Raw genomic sequence first — 25,835 nt, forward strand, 5'->3', positions numbered from 1 at the left:
GGCTCATCCTTTCTTCTGTGCCGGCGTGCGCTGCCGGTGGTGCAGGAACGCGGAGACCGCGGCACCGAGGAGCGCGAGCACCAGCACGACGGTGAGGGTGGGATTGACGTATCCAGGGACGACGACGGAGTAGTCACGGCCGTCCGCCACCTCGCAGACGAGCCGCAGCGGGACGAAGTCCCCCCTGCGGCCCACCAGGACCGCCCCGTCGGGCTTGTGCCGCTCACACTCCTGTGCCTGCTCCTGGTCCCCGAGGAACAACAGGTCCAACAGGCCCCACAGGTAGACGGCGAGACCCGCCGCGACCGCCGCCAGGGAGACGTCCCGCCACACGCGGGCCGGAGTGCGGCGCGGGCGGGCCCGCCCGGTGAACCGCGAGCACAGGTACGCCAGGAGGGCGACCAGGGAAGGCGTCGCCACGAGGAGGACGGTGAAGAGCACGGTGGTGTCGTGCCCCTGCCAGGGATCGGCTGCCGTGACCACGTGCGTCAGAGCCCGCGGACGGCGAGGTTGTACTTCTCGAAGATCGCGTAGAGCGGCATGCGTTCCTTCGCGTGGGCCTCCGCCTCCGTGCCGAAGCCCTGGTACCGGCGCAGCACCTCGTAGATCTCGGTCTCGTCGTAGTCGAGCGCGGGGCGGCGGATGGGGGTCTCGGCGTGGTCGCCCGCCTTTCCGTCGGCACCCCAGATGTGCATGTGCGGCACGGTGCTCAGGTTGAACACGTTGTCCTGGTTGACCTTCTGCCACATGGCCCAGCGGTCGTCGTCGGAGGTCGCGTCGAGGAGGGTGCCCTCCAGCAGGCCCGCGCGGATCGAGTTGTTGCGCGCCAGGATGCAGGTCCGGCCGGAGATCTTGGCGATGCCGGTGCTGCTGTCGACCAGCCGGTTGACCACCGGGAAGTCCTTGGCCCAGTCGGGGATGATCCCGGTGTGGTACAGGTTCACACCGGCGTCCTCGGTCATGTCCTTGATGCTGTAGTGGCAGAACTCCCAGAACGCCGAGGTCTGGATGAGCGCCTTGCGCATCCGGTACCTGCGGGCCCCCGACGTGATCGCCGCGTCGTGGCTGATGATCGTTTCGAGGCACTCCCGCAGGGTGTAGATGCGCTCACCGCCGGGCTTGCCGATGCTCGCCATGTACGCCTCGATCTCCTGCAGCAGGGCGGGCAGCAGATCGATGTCGAAGCCGATGTCGAGCTTCTCCGAGGGCGTGGGATAGAAGTCGCCCTGCCCGGTGTCGCGGCCCGAGGCGATGTTGTTGTCGATCTCGATCTGGCCGTCGCCCGAGCCGACGGTCTTGGTGACGATCTGGTCGAAGGACCAGTTCTCCGGCATCGGGTACCCGAGGTTGCCGGAGAACCCGGACGACATGTCCGAGACGAAACTGGCGTCCGCGTAGCCCGCCGCGGATATCCGGGAGCAGGCGTTGCGCGGCCCGTAGACCCCGATCTTGTAGGGACTTCCCAGCCGGTTCATCTCGTCCCTGACACTGCGGAAGTACGGCAGGATGTACGACGTCACCTCGTCGTCCACCGCGTCGTAGTCGACGGCGAAGTAGATGCGCGCGCCGGGCTTGAACCCGTGCTCCTCCGCCTTGTACGACGCCGTCATGCAGTCGGTGACGCCCTGCTCGGGGCTGTAGTAGTCGACCGAGCGCGCCCACGTCTGGTAGATGGGGAAGCAGCGCAGCCCGTACTCCTTGATGGTCGCCAGCTCGCCCGGCTGGATCTCCTTCTCCGGGAGCGACGTGGTGGACGGGTTGTAGAGGTACCGCCCGACGTACTTGTAGCCGGCCGCCTTCAGGGCCTGGGCGCGGGCGGGCGTGATCTTCGTGACGCCGTCGCACGCCTCGCCCGCCCGGCTCTGGTCGCCGTAGGAGACGAGCAGGGCGGCCCAGGTCCCGAAGTCGCCCTGGCCGGTCACGGCCAGCTTCATGAACGACTGGAAGGTACTGACACTGGCGGCCAGCGAGGACGTGTACGAACTCGTGAAGGACACCGGGCGTTTGTTGAGGATCATCGCCCCGGTGAAGAGCTGCACCCACACCCCGGAGGAGCCGGTGGACACCGTGTGGCTCTTCAGGCCGCTCTGGGTCCCGGGGCCGAAGACCCCGTTCGCCACGCCGTCGGCCATGCCCAGCTCGTACTGGATGGCGAAGAGCATCGACTTGGCGACGTCCCGGGAGTGATGCCCGTCGCAGGGAATGATGTAGAAGTCCTTGCGGAGCACGTACCGGCCGTTGAGCCACTGCTGGATGGACCGGATGGTCTCCGACCCGTCGTTGACGGTGACGTACGCGTCCATGTTCATCAGCCCCTTGACCACCTTCGGCCACAGGGAACTGCCGGGGTAGGTGCCGCCGACACCCATGTTCGCGTTCAGCTTCGCCACGGCCGCCTTGACGCGGTCGTTGTAGGTCCCGTCGATGTCGCCGCCGTCGTAGCCCTTGCAGTAGAGCGCCGACTGGATGATCCGGCAGAAGTTCGCCGACGGGATCGTGGTCTCGTCGAGCTTGCCGTACTTCTCGGCGAGCGTGGCGAGCGTGGTCGGGCCGAAGTTGTCCGACAGCGCCGAGATGCCCATCTCGTACTGCAGCGCCCGGGTCAGGGCGTACATCACGGTCCAGCCGGTGCGACCGTTCTCCTCCAGTTTGGAAATTCCGAGGGTGGCGCCGTTCCCGTATGTGGTGTTGATGAATCTCTGGGCGCGGAGCACCATCTCGTCGGCCATGGGATCCCTTCCTGCCGCCGGAATTCGAGGGCGGGGTGGAAGAGCCCGGCGCACACCGCGTCGACATCGCCGCGGCATTCATGGGGTTGGGCATGCCCTGATTCCCCCCGGAGAACGACATTTCCCACCCCAGCAGCCCGCGGGCTGCGCTTGACCAGTAGGAACCTAGATCATCCGGACGGCTGCGAAAAGGACTCGGGCGGAGCGGGACCATGAAGGCCGGATTTCGCCGTGCCCAGACTGGCGCAAAAGCTTCGGGAGAAGAGAAGTGCGCGCAAGGGGGCGCTTTCGCGCTTTTCATGCGGGGCGCGGGAGAGGGGGTGTTTGCGCGAGGGGGAAATGCGGTGTTCGTTCGTACGGACGGACGTTGGGGGACGGTCGCTGGGGGGGGGGTGGGCGGCTCGACGGGTGGGCGGCTCGACGGGTGGGCGGCTCGGCGGGTGGGCGGCTCGGCGGGTGGGCGGCTCGGCGGGAGGACGCCCCCGGACGGCCGGGACGGTGTTGGTTCCGGTCCCGGCCGTCGGTCGACGGCTGGCGGCTGTCGGCCGTCGGCTGTCGGCCGTCGGCTGTCGGCCGTCGGCTGTCGGCTGTCGGCTGTCGGTCGCAGGCTGTCGGAGGCTGTCGGAGATCGGCCGTGGGTTCGCAGGCCGTGGGGCCTGCGCCGTGAGCCGTGAGCCGTGAGCCGTGAGCTAACGGCCGTCCGTCGTGGAGGGGTGCGTCCTCAGCCGGCCAGGAGCTTCTTGACCGCGGCGGCGACCCGGCCGCCCTCGGCCTGCCCGGCCACCTTCGGGTTCACGATCTTCATCACGGCGCCCATGGCCCGCGGTCCCTCGGCGCCGGCCGCCTTCGCCTCCTCGACGGCCTGCGCGACGATCGCGTTCAGCTCGTCGTCGGAGAGCTGCTTCGGCAGGTAGGCGGCGAGCACCTCGCCCTCCGCCTTCTCCCGCTCGGCCTGCTCGGGGCGGCCGCCCTGGGCGAAGGCCTCGGCGGCCTCACGGCGCTTCTTCGCCTCGCGGGTGATCACCTTCTGCACCTCGTCGTCGGAGAGCTCCCGCTTCTCCTTCCCCGCGACCTCCTCCTTGGTGATCGCGGCGAGCGTCAGCCGGAGCGTCGAGGAGCGCAGCTCGTCACGCTCCTTGATCGCGGAGTTGAGGTCGTCGTGCAGCTTCGACTTGAGCGTGGTCATGGACCTGATTGTCGCAGGTGCGCGAGGACCGGCGCCCGCTGATTTACGCGCCCCCGGCGCGCTCTCCCCCGGGCGGCCTCGCGCCGCCGCCCGCCGGCCGCTTCTGACACGATGGACATATGCGCGCGCGATACGGAGTACCCCTGGGAATCACGGCGGTTGGTGCCGCCGGCCTGATCTACGCGACGGGGATCGAGCCCCGTTCCTTCCGCCTCCGGCGGGTGACGGTCCCCGTTCTCCCGCCCGGGATGCGCCCCCTGCGGGTGCTCCAGGTCTCCGACATTCACATGGTCGGCGGTCAGCGCAAGAAGCAGCGCTGGCTGCGCTCGCTGGCCGGACTGCGCCCCGACCTCGTGCTCAACACCGGCGACAACCTGTCCGACCCGGAGGGCGTCCCCGAGGTCCTGGACGCCCTGGGCCCGCTGATGGAGTTCCCGGGCGCCTACGTCTTCGGCTCCAACGACTACTACGGCCCCCGGCCCCGCAACCCCGCCCGGTACCTGCTCGAGAAGGTCCAGGGCCGCCACGGCCTGAACGGCAACCCTCCTGTCGTGGGCGCCGTCCACAACCCGTGGGAGGACCTGCGCGACGGTTTCGACGCCGCGGGCTGGCAGAACCTCACGAACACCCGCGGCACGCTCAAGATCGAGGGCGTGTCGGTCGAGCTGACGGGACTGGACGACCCGCACATCAAGCGGGACCGGTACGCAGAGGTGGCCGGCGGTCCGTCCGGCACGGCCGACTTCTCGATGGGAGTGGTGCACGCGCCGTACCTGCGCGTCCTGGACGCGTACGCGGCGGACGGCTACCCCCTGATCGTGGCCGGCCACACCCACGGCGGCCAACTGTGCATCCCCTTCTACGGCGCCCTGGTCACCAACTGCGACCTGGACACGGACCGTGTGAAGGGCCTGTCCACGCACACGTCCGGCGGCCGCACCTCCTACCTCCACGTCTCGGCCGGCTGCGGCGCGAACCGCTACACCCCGTTCCGCTTCGCCTGCCCCCCGGAGGCGACGCTACTGACGCTGGTGGGGCGCGACGACTGACGGCCCTCCCCGGGGGGAGCCCGGTAGGTCCGGGGGTCCGCTGGGTCAGGGGACGGAACACGCTGGGCCCGAATAAACCGTGGGGAGCGCCAGGGCTCCTGGGGAGCCCCACGCGGGGGCGTGGGGTGGGGTAACCCACACGGCCCACCCACATAGCCCCCTATGTCCGGCTTGCCTACGTTGAGGCCATGACAGCGCCGATACCCAGGGACATCCCGGACCTCCCCCCGATCCCGGGCCACGTCGTCCTGCCACCCTCCGTCGTACCGGCCCGCGCCGTGCTGATCCCGACACGCCGTCGCCTGGTCGCCCTCTTCCGCGGCGCGACCGCGCTGCTGGCCCTGACCGGCGTGGTGATCGAACTGCTCGTCGGCAACGGCCCGCCCGCGGCGACCCTGAGCCACTTCACGGTCCAGAGCGGCATCCTGCTGGCCCTGGTCATGCTCGTCTCCGCCCGGTGCGCCTGGTCCGCCCACCACCCCTTGCCGGCCGCCCTCACGGGAGCGGCCCTCTTCTACGTCGTCGCGGCGAGCCTGGTCCAGCACCTGCTCCCCGAGGGCGCCTCGACGCTGTTCGCGGGGCCGGACGCGGCCGGCCCGGCCTGGCAGACCGCCGCGACCCACATCCTCCACACCGCGGTGCCGGTGGCCGCGGCCCTGGACTGGCTCCTCTTCACCGCCCCCGGCCACCTGCACCTGCGCCAGGCCCCCACGTGGCTCCTGTACCCCCTGGCCTACCTCGCCTTCTCCCTGGCCCGGGGCGCGCTGCTCTCCCCCGGCTCTGAGGAGCGCTACCTCTACCCCTTCCTCGACGTCGACCAGCACGGCTACAAGATCGTCCTCGGCAACGCCCTCCTCGTGGGCCTCGCCCTGTACGCCCTGGCCGTCCTCCTGGTCGCCCTGGACCACACCCGCCCGGGTCCGGGCCGCCGCCCCCGTGAAACCGGATTTCGCCTCCGGCCACCGGTGGGCTAAAGTAAACGACGTCGCCGCGACGAGCAGCGACGATCGGGGTGTGGCGCAGCTTGGTAGCGCGCTTCGTTCGGGACGAAGAGGTCGTGGGTTCAAATCCCGCCACCCCGACAGTGAAGTACCAGGTCAGGGGCCTGATCCGCTTAGCGGGTCGGGCCCTTGAGTGGTTCCGGAGGTCATTTTGGGAGCCGTTTGGGAGCCGACTTCGGAATGTGGCTCCCTGACGACCGCTCTTCGAAATCTGGAGCTGGTCGGCACACGCTGCCCGACGGTCGGCTACTCCCATCGTCGAGCTCAGCGGGCGGTGGCACGGCACAGTCGTGGCCGCTACCAGTCGACATGCGGCAAGGCGGTGGCACGCAGATACAGAGCCAGGGGGGCGATGACCACCACGCGCGGTCGGTGCCGGTGCCGGTAGGTGATCCGTACCCTATAGCGCCTGCTGGCGGGGGGGTGGCTTGCTGGAAAAGCGCGCAGACGAGCTCACCGCCCCGCACCACTCCCTTGAATGACGACCTGCGGCGCGTCCGGATGACCACGCAGGTCGCTTCGTGGCCGCGAGCCTGTCCACCGGCGGCATCAGGATGCCCATCAGACGACATCGGGGCGGGTGCGGTCGGCGAGCGCCTCAACCGGGTGACCGTCGCCGGCTTCCCCGGCGATCCGGACATCCTCGGCGGCACCCGTCATCAGCGGGAGCTCGGCTCTCACCAGCGGATCGTCGTCGACGAGGAGCACGCTGATCGCAGCCATGGACCCTGCGAAACCACGGCCGCCGTCCATGGGGGGCGGGCCGCCGAGCCGGTCAACCGCGCAGAACCACGCCGTACCGGGTACGCAGCCGGTGGATCTCCCACCAGGCCACCGCCGTCACCGAGGCCGGGCCGCCGAGCAGAGCAAACAGCTGGATCGCCTGCGGTCCGGGCGGAGGCCCGCCCGCGACCAGGCCGATGGCCGCGAACTCCCAGACGAGCACGCCGGTGAGCAGGGCGGGCAGGGCCGCGTGCACCTCCGCAGTGTTGAAGGCGCTGCGGACGGCGGGCCCGGAGGCGAACACCACGAACAGCAGTACCCAGAGCATCGGGACGAACGCGCCGAAGAAGAGCAGGGGCGCCAGGAAGACCTGCGCCGCGCCGACGGACGCCCCCTCCGTGAGCCGAGCGGTCGTCCAGCCGCCCGCCAGGGCGAGCACCGGTACCAGGCTGAACGCGCCGAAGTACCACAGCGCCGACCGCCCGGCGGCGCGCAGGCGGTGCCGCATGACCCCGCGCGCATCCGGCGGGGCCCAGCGCAGCAGCACCGCCACCACCACGGGCGCGCTGAGCAGCAGCAGCCACGGCGTGATCATCAGCCGCGTCCAGTATTGCTGCTGGGCCTGGGCCATGTCGTCCGGCGTGCCGTAGGCGATCAGGATGAGGAAGGACATGACGGCGGCGGTCCAGGCGCGTGCCTTCTGCACCCGCGCCACCTCCGGGTCCTCGACACGGCGGTGACCACGCGCGGGGAAGAGCCGCCGTGCCCGGCTGCGGGCCGAGCGGGCCAGCGGGTAGCACACCAGCAGGGGAAGGGTCATTCCCCACAGGCACGGCATCAGCAGCAGTGCCCACACACAACCGTGGACGCGCTGTCGCCCGCCCCGCAGCACCTCACCGAGGGTCGGCCACTCGTCCTCGCGCAGCCGCCGCCACAGGGAGGTGTGCGGCGGACGCGGGCCGTACGGGTACGGGCCGTACGGGCTGGGCTGCGGCGGGACGTACGGAACCTGCGGAGGAGTCCCCGGCGGTGTCGCGTACGGGTTGCCGCTCGGCGCCGGCGGCGGCTGGTAGGGGTTGCCGTGCGGTGCCCCCGGCGGCTGGTACGGGTTGTGTCCCCCGAAACTCACGCTGCTGTCCTTTCCTGAGCTGTTGGTGTTGCTCCGGAGAAGTCAACTGCTCCGCGGCTCGCTGGACATGGGAATGCGTCAAGAAGCCCGGCATCCGCCCTGGATCCGCCCCGCGCGCGCCCGGTGGGCCCTGGCAGGATCTCCGCATGCGGACCTTGTACGCCCTGTTCGTGGGCATCGACGACTATCCCGGGGCACCGCTGCGGGGGTGCGTGAACGACGTGCGGGAGGCGGAGGCATGGCTGCGACGGCAGGGCCATGTCGCGTCCGACATCCGGCGGTTGCACGACGGCGACGCCACCCTGACCGCCGTGAGAGCCGGGATCGAGCGGCATCTCGGCCGCAGCGGGCCGGGTGACACGGCGCTGCTGTGGTTCAGCGGCCACGGCAGCGAGGAGCCCACCGACGCGCCGTGGGAGGGCACCGGCCGATCGCAGGCCCTGGTGTGCCACGACAGTCTCGACGACGGTCGCCCCCCGCTGTGGGACACCGAACTCGGTGCGCTGCTGGACGGTATCGCCACGCGCGGGGCGCATGTGGTGGCCGTGCTCGACTGCTGCCACTCGGGCGGCGCCACCCGGGACGGTGCCGCTGTGCGTGCCATGGCCTGGCGCCCCTGGTGGTCCTCGCGGGCGACGCTCGGGGCACGGGACGGCGGGGGCCAGGGGCCGCTGCCTCGCCGGCACACCCTGCTCGCCGCCTGTCGGCCGCAGGAGCGCGCCCACGAGGACGTCCTCGACGGACAGGTCCGCGGCTACTTCAGTCACGCCCTGCTGGAGGCGCTCGGCAAGCTGGGTCCCTCGGCCACGTACGGCGGCCTGCACGCGCTCGTCGAGGAACGCGTACGCCGACTCAGCCCGGTGCAGCACCCCGCGCTGCGCGGCGGCGAGGACCGGCTCTTCCTGTCCGACGACCCGGTGCCGGGCTCCCCCTTCCTGCTGCGGCACACGGCGGCGGGCTGGGAGGTCAACTGCGGCCAGGCACACGGCCTGCGCGCGGCGGGAGCGGAGTTCGCGCTGCTCGACGGCGGCGGCACGCCGAGGGCGGTAGTCGTCCGGGAGGTCCGGGCGGAGTCGGCTCTGGTGGACCCGGTGGGCTGGTCTCCGGGACCCGCCGACTGGGACGCGGTGTTCGGGGTGACGCCGTCGGCGCTGGCCTTCCCTCCGGCGGCCGTGACGCTCGCGGGCGACCCCGGCGTCGTACGCCTGATCGAGGCGGCCGTCGCCGGTGCGCCCATGCTGTCGACGGCCGCGGCCGGCACGGCCGTGCCGTCGGTCGGCACGGGCAGCGTGCCACTGCGGGTGGACGCGGGCCCGGGATGGGCGCAGGTGTCGGGCGGGACCGGCCGGGACCTGCCGCCGCTGCCGGTGCGGTCGCCCGCCGACGCGGACCGCGTCGCCGACTGCCTGACGCACCTCGCACGCTGGCAGCATCTGCGCGACCTCGTCAATCCGGATCCCTGGCTGTCGTCGCTCGTGCGGATCACGGTGGAGCCGACGGGGGTGGGCACTGTGCGGCACTCTACCGAGGGGGAGATCGTCTGCTCCTACACCACCGATCACCGGCCGCCGCAGGTGATGGTGGGCATCCACAACGACTCCGACCGTCCCCTGTGGTGTGTGCTGCTCGACCTGACCGACAGGCACGCCTCGTCCGCGAGCCTGTACGACGGCGACTTCGTCGGCGCGGGGCGTACCGGCTGGGCCCGCCGCGGCGAGCCCGTGTGGCTGTACCTGCCGCCGGGGCGCACGGTGGTGCCGGGGGCATTCACCCAAGACTGGCTGAAGGTGATCGTGGCGGAGACCGAGCTCAACACGGCGCCGTTCGTCCTGGATGCGTGGTCCCCCGTCGCGCCCTCGGGCGCGCGGACCGGCGGCGCGCAGGGGGCCGCCGCGGACGGGCTGCTGCGGCTGACCGCGCCGCCGGGCGGCCGGGACGCGGGCGGCCCTGCGCACGGCCCGGGCCTCTGGGGTACGGCCCAGGTACGCGTACGGACCGAGGTGCCCTGAGCCGGCCCCGGGGGCCGGCTCACCAGCCGAGGTGGGTGAACCCGGCCCAGGCCGTCAGGTCGTCGCCGCGGATCCGCCCGACGCGTGCCCTGAGGTGGGCGGGCATGCCGGGCGGCGGGGTGCGCAGGTCGTCGAGCATCCACAACTGGGCGCTGCGCAGCGCCTGCCCGGGCGGCAGTCCGTCGCGGTGCATGAAGTGGTGGGTCATGTACATCAGCAGAGAGGTCGCCTCGTCGGGCACCGGCCACAACGACCCGATGACCGATCGTGCGCCGGCGACGAGGAACGCAGTGGACAGGCTGTACGCCTCGTCGTAGCCGTGTCCGGACACATTGGTCCGGCAGGCGGCGAGGACCACCAGGTTCAGGTGGCGGTAGCGGGCCACCCCCTCGGTGAGCACTTCGGCGGCCAGGTTGCCGCCGGACAGGGCGAGATGGGCGCTATGCCGCTCGCCCTGGCGTACCACTCCGTGGCAGGCGAGGTGAAGCAGGCCGCCGCGCTGCCGGCCCAGCCAGTCGGTAACGGCGGCAGGGGTGGCGGCGCCGGGGCCGAGCAGTTCGCCGTCGGGGTGGAAGGTGCGGTGAATCGCCTCGGCCTCCTCGCCGGCGTGGTGGAGGTCGCGGGTGGGGTTGCCAATGACGAGCACCTGCCGGGTCGCGGCGGCGGGCCGTGCGGCCAACTCGCACAGCAGCCGGGCGGACGGCAAATAGGAGATGTCGGCGAGCTGACAGGCGCGGCGCCCTTTGGACAGGCGTGCCGCGTGCCACGGCACGGCCCCCAGTTCGGCCATGGGGACCAGGACGACGGACGGGGCACGGCCGTACCCGCGGGGAAGCTCACCGAGCAGTTCCTCCATCACCGCCTCGCCCGCCCAGTCGCACAGGCGTTCCAGCGCGGCGCGGCTGTCGTCCGGGCGAGCCGCGGAGCCGGAGGGAGTGTCCGGCAGGGGCGGTCCGCCGGCGTCGCGGCCGGGGGTGCCCGCGGTCCGGTAGGCGGCCAACGGGCCCGCGGACACGGAGAGCCGGGGCAGGTCGACGACGCGGGTGGCACCGTCGGCCGTGATGACGAGTGCTCTGCCGGGCTCGGGCCGCCGTCCGAAGAAGACCTGGTCCTTCAGGCCGGGCTGCTCCTCAGCGGCGGGCACCAGGTAGACCAACGCCGTGGCGCCCAGGGTGCGCAGAGCGTCGGCGATCTCCTCGGTCGACGGGGCGTCCAGCAGCCGTCGGCGCAGCGGGGAGGCGGCCAGCGCCCGCAGTACCCGGCGGCGCAGCCGACTGTTGGGTCCGCCGGGCGGCGGCGGGGCGCCGACCACCGGGTTGCCCTCCGGCCCGGGGGCTGCCATGACACCCGCCTGGCGCCACTCATGGGCAAGGTCGTCCTGCCCGAGCGCGGCCAGCATGTCGGGCACGGTGGCGGCCACGGTCGCCGCGTGCAGGGCTAGTCCGCGTCCGGAGTCCAAGGCGCGGACGGCGTCCGTGTGGGCTCGGTCGGCCAGGCACCAGCGGGCCACGGAGACGGCCTCCTGACCGGCGCGCCGGGCGGTCTCGGCGGCGTGCACCGTACCCGACTGCAGCAGGACCGTCCAGGCCGCCGACTTGAGGGACTCCAGGCCGATGCGCCGGGCCTCGTCGTGGTTGGGGCGCATCGCCGACGGGTCGTACAAGTGCGCGGCGTCTCCGCGGAACCGGTGGGCGTCGGCGAGGATCGACCCGGTGTATCCCCAGCTCGGGTGCTCCGGCCCGGCGGCCAGCCGCCAGGTGTGCCGGAGCCAGGAGATGCCCTGGTCCAGGTGGTGGAACCGGTGCCGGTGCGGGGCGATGGACAGGACGGCGAGGCTGCAGTGGCTCGTGCCGAGGGTGAAGGCGGAGCGGATCCAGCGCACGTCGTCGGGGTCGTCGAGCAGGTCTAGGGCGTCCTCCAGCATGCGCTGGGCGTCCAGGGCGCCCTGATAGTCCCTGGCCATCATGGCTTGATTGGCGCGGGTGTTGCCCAGGGCGCTGAGCCGGTCGATCTGGGCGTCGCGAGGCAGGGCCGCGATCTGCCGCCGCACCTCCTCCGGCGAGGCGGGCGCGGGGTGCGCGGCCGCGCTCGGCATGCGTCCCGTGCGGCGGGCGCGGAGAAGCTCCAGCGCTGTTCTGGCGTTGGCGAGATGGGCCTGGAGGCCCAGGGCGTCCATGTGGCCGGGCGGGAACCGGTCCAGCACCGACTCCAGCACGCGGATCTGCTCGGCCAGCGCGTCCTCGTCCTCGCGGCGCGCGGCCTGGTGGATACGGAACATGGCGAGCTGGCCCGCCGCGGCCACGCGCTGCTCGTCGCTGAAGAGGGACGAGTCGGACAACCGGGCCAGGTCCTCGACGGCCGAGTCGAAGTCGTCCTCCCCTCCGGTGAGCTGGGCGAGATGAACACGCAGCCCGGCGTGGTGGTACTCGAGGGCCTCGCGCTGCGTGCTGCCGGGAGGGAGCAAGGCACGCGCCTCCTCCAGCCGGGCGATCTCGGCCTCCATCTGGGCCGGGTCGTCCATGTGCTGCAGCCCGGACGAGGCGCCCATGGTGGCGATCATGCCCTGCCAGTTGTCCTCGGCAGGCCCGAACTCCGCTGCTTCGCGTCGCAGTTCCTCCTCCCTCTGCGGGTCGGAGATGGTCTGGTCGAACCGCAGCATCGGCAGCATGGCAAGGATATGGCCCGCCCGCAGCCCCGACATCACGGTGCCCCTCGGCAGCTCCCGCCAGTCCGCGTACAGGCGGCCGAAGGCCTCACGGCCCGTCGCACAGCCCAGGCGGTCGAGGACGAGCGCGGTCAGCCGGCTCAGGTCCCGGGAGTCGACCGTCCCCCCGCCGGCCGCCTCCTTCAGCTCGTACATCAGCGCATGCAGGTCGTAGGGCGGGTACGCCACGTCAGAACTCCCTTCCGGGCATGCGGGGCGCGGTCCGCGCCAGGTACGGCGTGAGCACGCCGTTGAGCCAGCGCTCGCCCTCCTCGGTGCCGAAGTCGACGGGCGGGGCGCCGGTGGGTTCCAGCGCCGGTGCCCGGCCCCGGTCATCGAAGAGAACGGCGACCCGGTCGGCGGGATCGCGTTTGGAGGGCCAGACGAAGCCCTGCGCCCAGGGCTTGGTACGAGTGCGGATCCAGTGGCCCCAGTCGCGGGTCTGCGGGTAGTCGGCGCCCTCGGCGTGGATGAGCCAGGGGTCCTGTGCGAGCGCCGCCAGGTCGGACGCGGACATCAAGGAGACGACCTTCGTGTCGTCGGCCAGCCGAAGGAAGGACAGGCTGCGCCGCTCGAACGCCTTCCGGGGCAGCAGCCGCGGGCTGCCATCACCGGGGAAGGCCAGCGAGCGCATCAGCACCTCGCACACGGCGGCGCCGGGGCTGAACCCGACGTACAGGTAGCCGTAGCAGTCGTACGGGGTGCTGTCGAAGCGGCCGCCGAAGTAGAAGGCATGCGAGGGACGGGAGTTGTACGCGGCCGGATCGCGGTGGGTGGCGTGAACCCGGTACAGGGGCGTGCCGGCGCGTAGCACGACGCGGGACGGCTCGCCGGGGAGGGTGTCGGGGGGCGGATACTTGGGCATCGGCTACTCCCCCGTGTCCATGCTCACCAGAGCGCCTGCGGCGCCGCACAGTTCGACGTCGCGGCCCTGTCCGAGGAGAGAGGCCGGGGTGCTCTGCCACCAGGTGCTGTCGGACAGCCACCAGTCCGCCGCGCCCCACGGGTCGAGGTCGGCGCGCAGCACGGAGTTGACGTCGAGGACGACCTGCCAAGGCATGGTCCCGGCCTCGAACTGGAACAGCGGGACGCGTCTGCGGCCATCGTCGCCGGAGAGCACGATCAGCAGCGGGTCGCCCCCCTCGTGCCACGGCGCCGCCGGTTCGGACAGCAGGCGTTCGCGTACGGGGCCGTAGACCGGGCCGACCATCGGGTTGCTGTCGAGGACGAGCATGCACAGGTCCTGCACGCCGTACCCCTGGTGCAGGACCGCCGAGGGCGATCCCGAGAACCGTGCCTGGGCTCCGTCCTCCCGCAGTGCGGCAGCAGCGTCGGGCGGCAGGGCGTCGAGCAGGGTCTGTGCCGCGCGGTCAGCGGCCGCGTCCCGGTCGCCGCCGTCCGTGCGCAACTCGGCCAGCCGCTGTCCGAGCACCCGTGTCGCGGCGGGGTCGAGCAGACTCCGGTACCTGCTCCACTGCGCCGCGCACGCGGCCAGCACCTTGAAGGGGTTCACACGCACCTGTGCCTTGTCTCCTTGTGGTCGGGTAACTCGTTGCCCGCCCGGTGCAGTTGGCGCGCGCGGAGCACGTCGGTGACCAGGTCGGCGAGCGACGGCCTGCGGACGACCAGGTGGACGTCCCGGTCCTGGGCGATGTCGGCCGCGAGGGCGGCCCACAGCGCGCTGATGCTGGTCTGCGGCGGCAGGCCGCCACGGCCCGCGCCGAGCAGAGGGAAGCAGACCGACCGCAGTGGCGGTCCGAAGCCGTCCCGTTCCTCGTCCATCAGGGCGAGCGCGCGGGCGGCGGCAGCGGTGACGTCCTGCGGGGTGACGTCGTAGTCGTTCGTGCCGGACCGGGGGACGGTGACGGCTGCGTGGTAGATGCGGCGAACTCCCCCCGCCGCGAGTGCGCCGGGACCGGTCGGTGCCACGGTCCCGGGCAAGACGGGACGGCCGCGCAGGCCCTTGGCGGCACGCCAGTCAAGCAGTTCATCGTGGACGGGGTCGGCGATCACGTCGCCGGTGGCGTCGCGCAGGGCACCCGCACGGCGCAGCGCCGCAGGCACGGACGCCTTGTACATCTCGGGCAGGCTCAGGTGGGTGTTGAGCGGCGAGACGATCACGTCGACGTCACGCAGGAGTTCGACGGGGTGCACGTGCAGGGTCAGCGACACAGGGCCCACGCTCAGCGCACGGTGCTGCAAGTACGGTGCGAGCAGGGGAACGTGTAAGGCGTCGGTACCGCCAACGCGTGTCCCGGCGATCCAGCAGATCTGCTCGGCGATCTGCCCGAGGACCATCTCCTCATGGCTCTTTCGGAAGCGCTCGACACTGACGCTGTAGACCTTGGCGGCGAGCCGGCGGCGGTCCGCAGCCGGCCGGTCACGCATCCCGGCGGCCAGCCCGAGCGTTAGTCCGGCCGCTTCCTGCAGGTCTCCCCCGCCCAAGCCGGACAGCGCCGTGCGCAGGAGGTTCTCGACCTCGACGGGCCAGGCGTCGGTGACGGCCGCGGAGCGCGCGGCAGCCGCCTGGCGCAGCAGAGGGAGGGAGAGGTCGCGGATCCGGACCAGTCCTTCCGCCCGGATCATCTTCACCTCCCGAAGGACCGAGGCGACATCGAAGGGCGCGGCACCGGACGACATGCAGCCATGGTCGCGGGCAGCCGACCTGAGCCGCAAGTGCACTCGTATGCAGCATCGTTCACGCTACTGGACGACGGCTCCGGCGGGCCGGGCGCCAGCTGGTCGTCATCCGGTCGGGGCGAGGTCGCTGGCCGGCCGCGGATCGGCGGCCGTGGCGTGCCTTGCCGGAAGCACCGGCGTGCGTCCGGCTCACTCCAGGGCAGCCACGCCCGTACCGCGAACCCGCTGGGTCCTCCTGGAGGTCGTACTCCAGTCGGCCGCCGGTTGGAGTGGCCCGTTCGGTTAGGCCGATCAGGCCCTGGCCGGGGGCGAGGGCGGACGTGACCTCACGATCAGGCGGCCGGTTGTCTGCCGTAGGTCTTGGAGGGCCTCGTGGGCGAATTTCCCGATGACGCAGGCCGCGCGGGCGATCTCCTCGCAGGGCGCGTCCCGGCGAAACTCCAAGGCGCCCGTGTCGACGCTGAGCAGCCTGAGCCGGTGGGCGAGTACGTCATGCATCTCGCAGACGATGGCTTCGCAATTGCGGGAGGCCGGTCGGGCCCTCGACGGCCGGCGTGCTGCGCCGCCAGCCGGAGCCGTCCAGTGCCTCGCCAACAGTTGCTTCCTAAGATACAGGCGCCGAAGGCCGCTTCCAGTGGCAAAGGCCCTGCCCCGCAGGCGTACTGCGGGGCAGCATAGAGCTACCGAAGGGCGACCGCGCGAGCGCGTAGGAGATCGCCGAGCAGGCGCACTGGCGACGTCGGGCACAGAGCCAGTCGGACGTCGAGGGCCGACTCCCATTGCTCGGTCAGCCCCAGTTTGAGGCGCTGCCGCATTCCCGGGGTGACGTGGGCGTAGCGTGCCGAGACCGAGCCGTCGATGTGGCCCATGCGTTCGTCCATGAGCACCTTCTCGGTTCCCAGGTCCTCCATGATCGTCCGGTGGGTGTGGCGGAGGCCGTGGGGCGTAAGTCCCTTGGCTATCGGGAGCCAGCAGGCGTCGGCCCGTTCGCTGGCACCCCGACCCCGTGCCGGGACACCGGGCCACGGCTCGCCGAGTAGGGGCACCGGCCGTGGCTCCTGTGGTGCCTTCTTCGGGTACCAGCCGGAGACCGCTGGCGTGAACAGCCAGGTTGCGAAACCGTTCCTGCGCCAGTGGGCGGCATGCTCCGGTACGACGCCGCCCCGGACGAACCGAAGGTCCGCGATGGCCTGCTCGACCTTCTCTCGCGTGGCCTCGGTGACGCGTTCGGGGTGGTTGAGGACGTTGGACACCGTGCCGGTCGAGACGCCGGCACGGCGGGCGACGTCGACGAGCCTCGCGCCTTGGTGGCCGCCTGTGCGGGCCGCGCCCTGTCCTCGGAAGACGTAGGTCTTGCCGTGGCAGGGGCACGGCTTGGGCTTCGTGCGGGCGATGTGGTTGGCCACCAGCGCCGACAGCCAGTCCATCGAGTCGATGGTGCGGTAGCTGTCGTCCTTCGGCGGGCAGCGCACCAGCTCTCCCGTGTCGAGCTCGTACAGCTGCCACTCGACCCGGACGGCTCCAGGGCGGACGAACGCGGTCTCCAGGCCGACGATCTCGCCCCAGCGCATGCCGGTGTACCCCTTGAGGACCACGGCGGCGAACTCGTCGTCACGGCCGGAGAGCAGGGCGGCGCGCTCTGCGGTCAGCAGGATGCCGAGCGCGTCGGTGACCACCTTCTCCGGACCACGGTCTCGGGAGCGGCCGGCGCGCTTACCCCGTCCCCGCCGCCGAGCAGCCGGGTTGGACGTGATCAGGCCCTCGTCGATCGCGTCCTCGAAGATCAGGTGGAGCGTCGAGCGCCAGGTCTTGACGCTGGAGGCGGCGTAGAGGGCCTTCTCCTTCTTCTCCCACAGGTCGACGTCCGTGCGCAGGATGCCGGCGAGCGCCTTGTCCTCGAACTCGGGGAGGAGGTGCTCCTCGATGTGGCGCTTGTAGTTCTGCATGGTGGAGGCGGCCAGGTCCTGGGCCTCGTACCAGCGGTTCGCGTACTCGCCGAAGGTCTCCAGGCCGAGGGTCGGGTCGCGCCATTCGCCGCGTCGGTATTTGTTCTCCGCCTCCGCTGCTGCCCGTTGGGCCTCGCCCTTGGTGGCGAACCTGATCGCCTTGCCGTTGTTGTCGACGACCGTGTTGTGCTTGCCGAGCGCGACCTTGTACCGGCCGCGCCAGTAGTTTCCGCGCTTCTCCGCGAAACCCAAGTTCCGCTGTCCCCCTCTTCCTTTTCCTCGGCTACCGCAGATTGGATCGGGTCACGCGACAGTGCCGTACTGCTGCTGTCGACGCGGCGGGCGGGCCCGCAGGCGGGTCGCCGGCGCAACGACAGGGCGGCGACGTTCCGCGGAGCCGGTCTGCGTACCGGGCTCGGAGAGCGACTCGGTCGCCCGTGCGGGTGTCTGCCCGGGCTGGGCCGGCCGCTGCTCGTAGAGGCGGATGATCTCGGCGAGGTGCTCGGCGGTGAAGCGGTAGGCGCGGCCAACCCGGGTGTGCGGTATCAGGCGCCTTCGCGCGCGGTCCTTGACCCACCAGGCCGAGCATCCGAGGGTGTCGGCGATCTCCTCGGGGTGGTAGAGGCGGGGCGGATGGGCGTCAGACGGCCTGTGGAGCACGGGCGCGGGCGTGGATCGGTGCAAGGGGAGCGGCTCCTAGTCGGGAGGTCGTGGAGGGGCTGCGTGGGCGGCTCAGGCGGCGCCCGGCCCCTGGAAGAGGGCGGCGGGTGACACCTGCAGGGCTGCGGCGATGGCGACGAGGTCGTCGATATCGCATCGCCGCTTGGCGAGTTCGATGCGGGACAGCATCGTGTTGGACATAGGGCGGCCCAAGGCGGTACAGCGTGCCGCGAGTTGGCGCTGCCCAAGGCCGCGTTCGATTCGGAGGTTTTCGATGATGCGAGCCACCGTCAATCCTGCGGGTCCTATTTCCAGAGATCGTGCTGCCATAGCTCCAGTTGTAGCGTGCATTCGGCGGTTTGGTTAACCGCCGATCGTCGGCTATGTTGCGCCGCGCTCAATCGGTGAGCGAGGCGGTCGGGGTGCTGCGCAAGGCCGGATCTCGAACACGTCCCAGCCTTCGTGAACCTCTCTGACGTGGGGTGTTGTGTTGTAGCTTCGCCACTCGGGGGACGTCAACGGCTTGCCGATGTGATGCTTCTGGCTCGGGACGCAGGGCAACTATTTGGTCAACCGCCGATCGTGCCCTACCGTTTTCGCACCGCCCTTGCCGACTCGATTTCCAGCGGCATTTCTGCCGTGAGAGATTGCGCCGGATAAGGCTGGACTTGCGCGACCTGGGTGTGGCTATGTTGACGACACCCCGGACAGCACGAGCGGCCATCAACGCTCCCGCGTCAACGGCCAGACATTCCAGGCCCCTTCACGCCCGACCGCCCCCGACCGCCCCCGACCGACGGTGAACCGTGGGCATCCCGCCTACCGGCCACCGAGTGAGGACCTGCCCCCTTGGCACGAATCCGCACCATCAAGCCGGAAGCCTTCGTCTCCGAGTCCCTGGCCGCCGTCTCTCTGACCGCCGAGCGCACCTTCTTCGGCCTGCTCACCCAGGCTGACGACCAGGGCCGCCACCGCGACCACGCCGCGATCATCGCCGGACAACTATGGGTCCTGCGTCCGGAACACACGCCTGGCGACGTCGAACAGGACCTCGCCCAGCTTGCCGACGCCGGTCTGATATGCCGCTACAAGGGTCCGGCTGACAAGCGCTACCTGCACATCGTCACCTGGCGGCAGCATCAGAAGATCAACCGTCCCAGCGCGAGCCGCCTCCCCGCCTGCCCGCACCACGACACGCTGACTGGCACCTCGCCCGGCGCTGACGCGCCGGCTAAGAGGGTCGGCATCACGGAGACCGCACCGCAGCCTCACGGAGCACTCGGTGAGGGCTGCGGGCGAATACGCGAGCCTGCGGTGAAGTCGGTCACCGATGACGAAGCAGCAGGTCAGAGCGATTTCATTGAGCCCTCCGTGAGGCAGCGGGAAGGGCTCCGTGAGGGAGCGGTGACGCCTCACGGCCCGGATCTAGGACCTAGGATCATGGATCTAGGAGATACCCCTTCGGGGGGCGCGAGCGCCCCCGCACCCCACGCCGTCTCGGCCAACGAGCTCATCGCCGAGTACGCCGCCGCTTGCACACACCGTCCGCCCAAGGACGTCCTGGGCCATCTCGCTCGCGAGGTGCGCAAGCTGCTGGGCGAGGACATCACCCCCGCCCACATCCGGGCTGGCCTAGAACGGCACCGCGCCAAGGGCCTGCACCCCAGCACTCTACCGAGCCTCGTGCACGAGGCCATGAACGCGACCCCCACCGTGCCGGTTGTCCACAGGGCGTGGACAAACCCCGCCGAGGTCGAAGCCGCCTACGGAGGTGACCTCTGACCGCCACCCTCACCCGCGAGCCTCACCGGGTCGGCCCGCTCGCCGACCGGCTCAACGGCATCCTTGCCAGTCGCGGCATCGACCTCGCCACCACCGCAGTCGAGGACGGGCACGCCGAGCCCGTCACCGCTCTGGAACTCGCCGATGCCAGGATCCCCGCCCGCTACCGCCGAGCCCTGGCCGACCACCCGAAGGTCACCGCCTGGGCCGACGAGATCGCCCACGCCGGACGCCCCGGCCCCGGCGGGCCGGGCATCGCCGAAGGCCCGTCGCTGCTGATCGCCGGCCCCACGGGCACCGGCAAGACCCACCAGGCGTACGGCGCCATCCGCACCCTGCTCGCCCGAGGGGTCCGTCTGCGCTGGGAAGCGACCACCACCGCCGACTTCCACGCGCGCCTGCGCCCCCGAGCCGGCCACGACGCCGAACGTGACCTGCAGACCCTGGCGCGCTGCCCGCTGCTGTTCCTGGACGACCTCGGCGCGGCCAAGACCAGCGAATGGACCGAGGAGCTGACCTACCGGCTCATCAACCACCGGTACGAGCACATGCTCCCCACCCTCATCACCACCAACCTTCCGATGGAGCATCTGCGCGTCACGCTCGGTGACCGCGTCGCCTCCCGCCTCGCCGAGATGACGGAGCGCGTCATCCTCGACGGCCCCGACCGACGACGCACAGCGCCCGCCGCCTGAGCCTCAGCGCCCTCTCCAGGCTGGCCCCGCCGCATCGCCCACGCTCACCCCAGCCCTGCCCGCGCCAGCCACTCGCGTAGGCGGGCGCTCAGTGCGCCGTCGATTCACCCTTCGCCTCTCAACCCCCGACGCCTTGGAGCCCCCTCCTGCCTCCTCTCAGCCCCGTCCCCCTCGCCATACGAATCAGCGGCACACCGCTCCTCCCTGACTGGGCCACCTCCCCGGTGATGACCGCGGCGCTCCTCATCCCGCCCATGCTGCTCGGCCTGCTCGCCGGGTGGCTGATCCGCCAGCAGCGCCGCCGCCGGCATCACACCAACCGCTGGCGTGGCACCGCCGCGGTGCCGGTCGCGGCCGTGGCTGCGCTCGGCTGCACTGCCTACAGCGCGGACACCAGCTGGCGGTTCGCCGCCGACTATCTCGACATGGGCGGCACCGCCGAGCGTGTCGCGATGTTCGCCGCCGCCGAGCTGGCCCTGTTCGCCACTGCCCTGATGGCCCGGCAGAACCTCAACGGCCCGAAGCAGGCACCCGGCCTGCCCGGCACCCTCACCTGGGTCATCACCGCAGTGCAGATCCTGCCCGCCTATGCCGAGTCCGGGCTGGTCGGTGGCACCGTGCGGGCCTTTGTCGGCCCGGTCATGGCCGCGATGTTGTGGCACCTGGCCATGGGCATCGAGCTGCGTCACCGCGCCCCCGACGCCGCCTCACGCGGTCTGGGCGCCGTCCTCGTCCGCCAGGCACGCGAACGCCTCCTGGCCCGGCTCGGGATCGCCGACCAGGACGCCGATGCCGCCCGCCTCATCCGCGACCGCGCGCTGAGCGAAGCCGTCGCCCTGATCCTGCGCGCCGAGTCGGTGACCGCCCGCCGGCGCAGCAAGCGGCGGCAACAACGCCTGACGGAACGCCTGCACGAGGCGCTGGAGCGGGCCGACGTCGACGGCGACCCGCTCCAGGACGAGCTGCTGCTGCGCAAGCTCGCCACCCGCAAGCAGGCCCTCGGCCTCGCCTCCATCACGCTGCCTCCGCGCTGGCAGACTCCGGCCTCGGCCCCCGACCTTGAAGGCGGGCACAGCCGCCCGCGCTCCGCCCGCCCGGCACCACTGCCTCGGACAGAGGACGCTGCCCGCCCACACCCATCAGGCCCGGGTGACGACGAGGCGCCTCCGGCTGCCCGCTCGGAGCCTGCCCGCCTGGTGCCCGGGCTGCCCGTACGGGCAGAAGCCGAAGACAGCCCGGCGCTTACGGGCAACAGCGCGGGCAGCGTGTCGGGCAGGCGCGAGCGGAAACCGGCTGCCCGGAAGAAGCGCCACACCGGCAAAGCCCGCGCCTCCGACGAGGTCATCCTCAAGCACGCTCGCCGCATCTACGAGGAGACCGGCAGCGTCGGACGCGACCGGGTCGAGGCCGCCCTGCGCGCGGTCGGCTACACCGTCTTCAGCGACGACGTCGGACGAGTCGTCCGCGAGTTCAAGGCCCAGCTCAAGGCCACGGCCGGCGATCCACTCCGCTGATTCCCCAGCACCAACACTCCCAACCAGACCCCGACCCGAAGGGCCCCATGCACACCCCGCACCACGAAGACCCCAAGCCTCACGAGGAATCCTTGCCGACCGCCCCTGCCCAGTCGGGAGCAAGTTGGTGCAGGAGCATTGCTCCCGGCGGGAGCAATGCTCCTGCCTGCCCCGCCCCGACAGCGGTGCGAGCAGATCGGCACCGGGGGGCGCCGATCATTCAGGATGCGACCGAGGGCGGATCGCATCCTGAGAGGGAAGAACCGCGCGCGTGCCACAGCACCGACTGTGCTCACGCCGCTTCGTCGAAGCCCCGTGTGCAGCAGCGTGAGCGTCTGCGCGACGAGAAGAAGCGCGTGCGCCAGCCCAGCTGCCGCATGAATGACGACGAGTACCAACTGCTCGTCCGGGCAGCCGCCGAGTGCCGGATGAGCATGGCCGGGTTTCTTGCCCGCTCGGCTCTCAACGCTGCCCGTGACCTCAACCGCACCACCGCGGACATCGCAGGCAAGAAGGAGATGCTGCAGGAGTTGTTCACGCTGCGACGGCGCCTCGGGCAGATCGGAAACAACCTCAACCAGGTGGCCAGAGCGCTGAACTCCGGAGCCGAGGCCCCGCAGGCCGAGGCGGTCCTCGCCGCCGTCCAGCGCGCCGCCACGCGGGTCGACGCCTTCACCCAGCAGTACTTGGACAACCAGGCGGCTGCGTGATCCCACGCGTCCACGCCAGGGGCACGCGCACCATCGGCCTGCTCCACTACCTGTACGGGCCTGGCACGCACGAGGAGCACATCGACCCGCACCTGGTGGCTGCATGGGACAGCCTTGCCCCCGATCCCGGCCGAGACCTCGACGCCACGTACGGCGCTCTCCAGCGGCTGCTCGACCAGCCAGTCATGGCCCTGCCCGAGAGCCGACGGCCGACCGAGCACGTGTGGCACCTGTCGGTACGCGCCGCCCCCGAAGACCCGATCCTCTCGGACGAGCAGTGGGGCGAGATCGCCCGCAGGATGGTCGCCGCAACCGGCATCGCACCCGACGGCGACGACGCCGCCTGCCGATGGGCGGCGGTCCGGCACGCCGACGACCACATCCACATCATCGCCACCATCGTCCGCGAGGACGGCCGCCAGGCCCGCCTCCGCCGGGACGGCAAACGTTCCCAGGACGAAGCCCGCAAGATCGAGATCGACTACGAGCTGCGCCGCCTCCACGCCGGCGACGGCACTGCCGCCCAGCGGCCCACCAGCGCCGAACGCCACAAAGCTAAACGGGAAGGCCGCGAGCGCACCGCGCGTGAGGAACTGCGCGAGACCGTCCGCCGCGCCGCCGCAGGCACCGCCTCCACGGAGGAGTTCTTCGATCGCCTGGCCGCCGCCGGTCTGCTGATCCGCAAGCGCATCGCGCCCTCCGGCGACCTGCTCGGCTACAAGGTCGCCCTGCCCGACGACCACAACAAGGACGGGGAGCCGGTCTTCTACTCCGGTTCGAAACTCGCACCCGATCTGTCCCTCCCCCGCATCCGCGAACGCTGGGCCCTGCCCGCGGAGCCCACTACAGCGGACGGCTCCGGGCCGCAGCAGCCCGCCCTGCCGGACATGACGGGTCCCGCGTTCGCGCGCCGCAGGGCCACCGCCGCTACCTGGCAGGCCCTGCTGATCATCGACCAGAGTGACGACGGCACAGCAGCGGCCCAGATCGCTGCGGCGGGTGAGGTACTGGACGCGCTGGCCAAAACGTCCGCCGCCCACACCCGCGCCGAACTCCGCGAGGCAGCATTCGTGTTCGAGCGGGCCAGCCGTTCCCACGTGAGGGCCGTACGCGGGCATGACCGGACCCTGCGCCAAGCCGCCCGCGACCTCGTCCACAGCGGGCCGGCGCTCGGCCGAGGGGAAGACGGCGCCACCACCGCGATGCTCATCGACGTGGCGTTCTTCCTTGCCATCGCCGCGGCGAACTGGCACGCCAAGAAGCACCACAGTCAGCAGGCCGCAGCAGCCCGACAAACCGCCGAGCATCTGCGCGCCGCCTACCAGGCCGCTGCGCGGGAGCCCCTGGCCGCACTGGGCCAGCGAGGCCGGCGCCTGGCCCCGCGCGTCCGGCAGCGGCAGGCCGACCTTGTTCACCACGTGCTACCCGAGCTGGCAGAACGGATCCTGGCCGAGGGCGGCTGGTCCGCACTGGCCACCACCCTCGACGACACCCGGAAGGCCGGCCACGACCCGGCAGCTCTGCTGGCCGACGCTGCCCGGCGGCGCGAGCTCGACACCGCCACCTCGATCAGCGACGTCCTCGTCTGGCGCCTGCGCCACAGCGCCCACCTGCCCACCCTGTCCGAAAGCTCTCACGAGGCACTCGCCCAAGGCAGTCACCGCCACAAGCCCTCAGTGCCCAACACGCCGCTGGCGCAGGGCACCGCGAACTCTTCCAGCCGCCGCCGCTGACCGGAAAGCGACGCAACATAGCCGACGATCGCCGGTTGGGCAAACCGGCGATTCTCCCGACCATTGATGTCTCACCCACCCACTCCCAGGAGGAGCTCCCGTATGCCCAAGACCCAAGCCCGACCGGAGACCGTCGTCCTGCTCTGCGACACGGACGCCGAGCGCCGAATAGAGACCGGCAACTGGTACCACCTCGACGGGCGCCCGTTCAGCAAGCACGAGCAGAGCCTCATTGACGAGGTCACTCGCGACGATTTCGCAGAGGCTAGGACGCAGCTCAAGCGCTACGAGGACTACCGGCGCACTCTGGACGGAGCCCCGGATGCCCTCGACCAGTTCTTGGCCCCGTTCTGGGATCGGCTCGACGTGAAGATACTCGGCAACGCTGTCGAGCTCATGAATGAGGACGAGCGAGCCGAGCTCGATCGCCTCCTTGGGCTTATCGTCGACCCAATCCGTCCCTTCACCCCCTACGCCTTCTAACCCTGGCCCCCGCGCCGATACGCACCCCACGCGCTGGTGACCGGCTCCGACGACCGCTCCGGCATCTGGCACAGAGGCGTGTGCGTTCCAAGCGATAGCCGGTAGGAATCGTCACGCAGAACGAAGCACCAGGCGTGGAGGCGGACCGCTCTCAACAACCTCAAGCCGTGACGCATGAGGACGCCGACCAGGGCACAGCAACATGAAGCCGGGCCTCCCCGAGGGGAGGCCCGGCTTCCATGCGTTGGATGGCCTAGCTGGCTGGAGCGCGCAGGAGGCGGTCGCGTGTGCTCTCCGGCAGCACCCGGCGCAGGACCGGTGCGCTGGAGCTGAGGGAGTCGGCGAAGGCGGCGACGAGGTCGTGCGGCACGCTGCTGCTGAACGAAGCGGCCCACAGGTAGCCCGCGCCGAGCACCGGCTCGGCCCACGCCTGCCACCCGGCCAGGACCGCCTCGCCAACCTCAGCCAACAGTGCCAATGGATCGCCATCCTGGATGAGGGGCGGCACCTCGCCGAGGCGAAGGTGGGAGGCGAACGTCGGATCCACCGCGCCCGTGCCGGGCTGGTCTACGTCACGCAGCCAACCGTGTGCCGTAACCACGTCAAGGACCAGCTCGGGGCCACCAAGCGGCAGGGCCGGCTGATCGCGGGCGTCGAGCGCGGTGAGGAAGGCGCCAAGGGCCTCTCCGGGGACCTCCGGGGTGAAGTAGGCCGACCACTGGGCGAGCGGACCAGCCAGATCCGAACGAGCGGACACTTGCCAGGCCGTCGGCAGGTTGCCCAAATGGAACGGCTCGTCCGGCAAGACCCACTGCGCCCACCGCAGGGAATCGGGGCTGATGTGCAAGACGATGCTGCGCAGGACCTGACGGACCTCCGGCGCCTCGTCCGGCTCCCGGCGCCCACGGACGAGCGTCAGGCTCGTCCAGCCCAGGCCGGCGAGCGTGTCGGCGACGGCGTCATATGGGCGCCCGTCGTCACCGGCCAAGTGCCGGGGGCCAACCCAGCAAGCGGACGGGACGCTGGCCGGAGCGGGTGGATCGATCGGAAAGTCGGGATGCAGGTACGCCTCCAAGGGCTTGGTGAATTTGGTACCGCCAGCGGTGCGCAAGCTGAACGGGTACTGGGTCGACTGCGCCGGA

At 71.2% G+C, this 25,835-nt stretch carries 21 protein-coding genes, 1 tRNA gene and 2 pseudogenes; 10 read left to right on the forward strand and 14 right to left on the reverse strand.

Annotated elements, in window-relative coordinates; translation table 11 throughout:
- Window positions 1–3: 3 nt before the first annotated feature.
- The 3 genes from Sdi02f_RS17180 to Sdi02f_RS17195 form a co-directional block, all read right to left on the reverse strand.
- Window positions 4–483 (reverse strand): hypothetical protein, encoded by a 480-nt coding sequence (locus tag Sdi02f_RS17180; protein ID WP_031085681.1) that lies wholly within the window; start codon window positions 481–483, stop codon window positions 4–6.
- Between the two features lie 5 nt (window positions 484–488).
- Window positions 489–2,729: a glycoside hydrolase domain-containing protein gene (locus tag Sdi02f_RS17185; RefSeq protein WP_030404250.1), complete on the reverse strand. Its 2,241-nt coding sequence runs from the start codon at window positions 2,727–2,729 to the stop codon at window positions 489–491.
- Window positions 2,730–3,450: 721 nt separating this feature from the next.
- Window positions 3,451–3,915: a GatB/YqeY domain-containing protein gene (locus tag Sdi02f_RS17195; protein WP_030404602.1), complete on the reverse strand. Its 465-nt coding sequence runs from the start codon at window positions 3,913–3,915 to the stop codon at window positions 3,451–3,453.
- Window positions 3,916–4,034: 119 nt separating this feature from the next.
- Between Sdi02f_RS17195 and Sdi02f_RS17200 the strand changes: the two genes are divergently transcribed.
- The 3 genes from Sdi02f_RS17200 to Sdi02f_RS17210 all read left to right on the forward strand — a co-directional run bounded on the left by Sdi02f_RS17200 (window position 4,035) and on the right by Sdi02f_RS17210 (window position 6,046).
- Window positions 4,035–4,964, forward strand: a complete 930-nt coding sequence (locus Sdi02f_RS17200) for a metallophosphoesterase (RefSeq protein ID WP_030404603.1) — start codon at window positions 4,035–4,037, stop codon at window positions 4,962–4,964.
- 188 nt (window positions 4,965–5,152) lie between these two features.
- Complete coding sequence (locus tag Sdi02f_RS17205) at window positions 5,153–5,938, forward strand: Pr6Pr family membrane protein (protein ID WP_053666146.1); 786 nt, start codon at window positions 5,153–5,155, stop codon at window positions 5,936–5,938.
- 34 nt (window positions 5,939–5,972) lie between these two features.
- Window positions 5,973–6,046 (forward strand) — tRNA-Pro (locus tag Sdi02f_RS17210).
- A gap of 396 nt (window positions 6,047–6,442) precedes the next feature.
- On the opposite strand, the pseudogene Sdi02f_RS17215 reads toward Sdi02f_RS17210, so the two are convergent.
- Both Sdi02f_RS17215 and Sdi02f_RS17220 read right to left on the reverse strand, forming a co-directional pair.
- Window positions 6,443–6,688: pseudogene (locus Sdi02f_RS17215) on the reverse strand (response regulator); the annotation flags it as partial.
- Between the two features lie 52 nt (window positions 6,689–6,740).
- Entirely contained in the window at window positions 6,741–7,817 is a 1,077-nt protein-coding gene (locus Sdi02f_RS17220; RefSeq protein ID WP_245962212.1) for a hypothetical protein, read from the reverse strand.
- Window positions 7,818–7,963: 146 nt separating this feature from the next.
- On the opposite strand from Sdi02f_RS17220, the gene Sdi02f_RS17225 reads away from it, so the two are divergent.
- Entirely contained in the window at window positions 7,964–9,826 is a 1,863-nt protein-coding gene (locus Sdi02f_RS17225) for a caspase family protein (RefSeq protein ID WP_108933599.1), read from the forward strand.
- 19 nt (window positions 9,827–9,845) lie between these two features.
- Here the strand turns inward: Sdi02f_RS17225 and Sdi02f_RS17230 are convergent, their stop codons facing one another.
- From Sdi02f_RS17230 to Sdi02f_RS17265, 8 genes and pseudogenes are all read right to left on the reverse strand, one after another.
- The gene (locus tag Sdi02f_RS17230; protein WP_245962213.1) at window positions 9,846–12,719 is read right to left on the reverse strand and encodes a CHAT domain-containing protein; all 2,874 of its coding nucleotides are present in this window, start codon (window positions 12,717–12,719) and stop codon (window positions 9,846–9,848) included.
- A 1-nt stretch (window position 12,720) separates the two neighbouring features.
- Window positions 12,721–13,395 (reverse strand): RES family NAD+ phosphorylase, encoded by a 675-nt coding sequence (locus Sdi02f_RS17235; protein WP_108933600.1) that lies wholly within the window; start codon window positions 13,393–13,395, stop codon window positions 12,721–12,723.
- A gap of 3 nt (window positions 13,396–13,398) precedes the next feature.
- Window positions 13,399–14,049: a hypothetical protein gene (locus tag Sdi02f_RS17240; RefSeq protein ID WP_245962214.1), complete on the reverse strand. Its 651-nt coding sequence runs from the start codon at window positions 14,047–14,049 to the stop codon at window positions 13,399–13,401.
- Window positions 14,040–15,170 (reverse strand): macro domain-containing protein, encoded by a 1,131-nt coding sequence (locus Sdi02f_RS17245; protein ID WP_245962215.1) that lies wholly within the window; start codon window positions 15,168–15,170, stop codon window positions 14,040–14,042. The genes Sdi02f_RS17240 and Sdi02f_RS17245 overlap by 10 nt, the downstream gene beginning before the upstream one ends.
- Before the next feature lie 333 nt (window positions 15,171–15,503).
- Window positions 15,504–15,713 (reverse strand): annotated as a pseudogene (locus Sdi02f_RS37000) (histidine kinase dimerization/phosphoacceptor domain-containing protein); the annotation flags it as partial.
- 137 nt (window positions 15,714–15,850) lie between these two features.
- Entirely contained in the window at window positions 15,851–17,368 is a 1,518-nt protein-coding gene (locus Sdi02f_RS17255; RefSeq protein ID WP_108933602.1) for a LacI family DNA-binding transcriptional regulator, read from the reverse strand.
- Between the two features lie 51 nt (window positions 17,369–17,419).
- Window positions 17,420–17,776, reverse strand: coding sequence for a helix-turn-helix domain-containing protein (locus tag Sdi02f_RS17260; protein WP_100455331.1), 357 nt, complete (start codon window positions 17,774–17,776; stop codon window positions 17,420–17,422).
- A gap of 72 nt (window positions 17,777–17,848) precedes the next feature.
- Window positions 17,849–18,106 carry a helix-turn-helix domain-containing protein gene (locus Sdi02f_RS17265; protein WP_108933603.1) on the reverse strand — a complete coding sequence of 86 codons (258 nt, stop codon included), beginning with the start codon at window positions 18,104–18,106 and terminating at the stop codon, window positions 17,849–17,851.
- A gap of 519 nt (window positions 18,107–18,625) precedes the next feature.
- Here Sdi02f_RS17265 and Sdi02f_RS17270 point away from each other — a divergent pair.
- The 6 genes from Sdi02f_RS17270 (at window position 18,626) to Sdi02f_RS17295 (ending at window position 24,693) form a co-directional block, all read left to right on the forward strand.
- Window positions 18,626–19,558: a hypothetical protein gene (locus Sdi02f_RS17270; protein WP_108933604.1), complete on the forward strand. Its 933-nt coding sequence runs from the start codon at window positions 18,626–18,628 to the stop codon at window positions 19,556–19,558.
- The gene (locus tag Sdi02f_RS17275) at window positions 19,555–20,253 is read left to right on the forward strand and encodes an ATP-binding protein (RefSeq protein WP_030404611.1); all 699 of its coding nucleotides are present in this window, start codon (window positions 19,555–19,557) and stop codon (window positions 20,251–20,253) included. The genes Sdi02f_RS17270 and Sdi02f_RS17275 overlap by 4 nt, the downstream gene beginning before the upstream one ends.
- 227 nt (window positions 20,254–20,480) lie before the next feature.
- Window positions 20,481–21,767 carry a hypothetical protein gene (locus Sdi02f_RS17280; RefSeq protein WP_174843364.1) on the forward strand — a complete coding sequence of 429 codons (1,287 nt, stop codon included), beginning with the start codon at window positions 20,481–20,483 and terminating at the stop codon, window positions 21,765–21,767.
- A 317-nt stretch (window positions 21,768–22,084) separates the two neighbouring features.
- Window positions 22,085–22,477, forward strand: a complete 393-nt coding sequence (locus Sdi02f_RS17285; RefSeq protein WP_093845231.1) for a plasmid mobilization protein — start codon at window positions 22,085–22,087, stop codon at window positions 22,475–22,477.
- Window positions 22,474–24,210 carry a relaxase/mobilization nuclease domain-containing protein gene (locus Sdi02f_RS17290; protein ID WP_108933606.1) on the forward strand — a complete coding sequence of 579 codons (1,737 nt, stop codon included), beginning with the start codon at window positions 22,474–22,476 and terminating at the stop codon, window positions 24,208–24,210. Before Sdi02f_RS17285 ends, Sdi02f_RS17290 begins: the two co-directional genes overlap by 4 nt.
- Before the next feature lie 102 nt (window positions 24,211–24,312).
- Window positions 24,313–24,693, forward strand: coding sequence for a hypothetical protein (locus Sdi02f_RS17295; RefSeq protein ID WP_030404615.1), 381 nt, complete (start codon window positions 24,313–24,315; stop codon window positions 24,691–24,693).
- Window positions 24,694–24,946: 253 nt separating this feature from the next.
- Here the strand turns inward: Sdi02f_RS17295 and Sdi02f_RS17300 are convergent, their stop codons facing one another.
- Window positions 24,947–25,768, reverse strand: coding sequence for an SPDY domain-containing protein (locus Sdi02f_RS17300; protein WP_108933766.1), 822 nt, complete (start codon window positions 25,766–25,768; stop codon window positions 24,947–24,949).
- Window positions 25,769–25,835 lie beyond the last annotated feature (67 nt).

The organism is Streptomyces ardesiacus, assembly GCF_003112575.1.
In the GTDB taxonomy this organism is placed as follows: Bacteria; Actinomycetota; Actinomycetes; order Streptomycetales; family Streptomycetaceae; genus Streptomyces; species Streptomyces ardesiacus.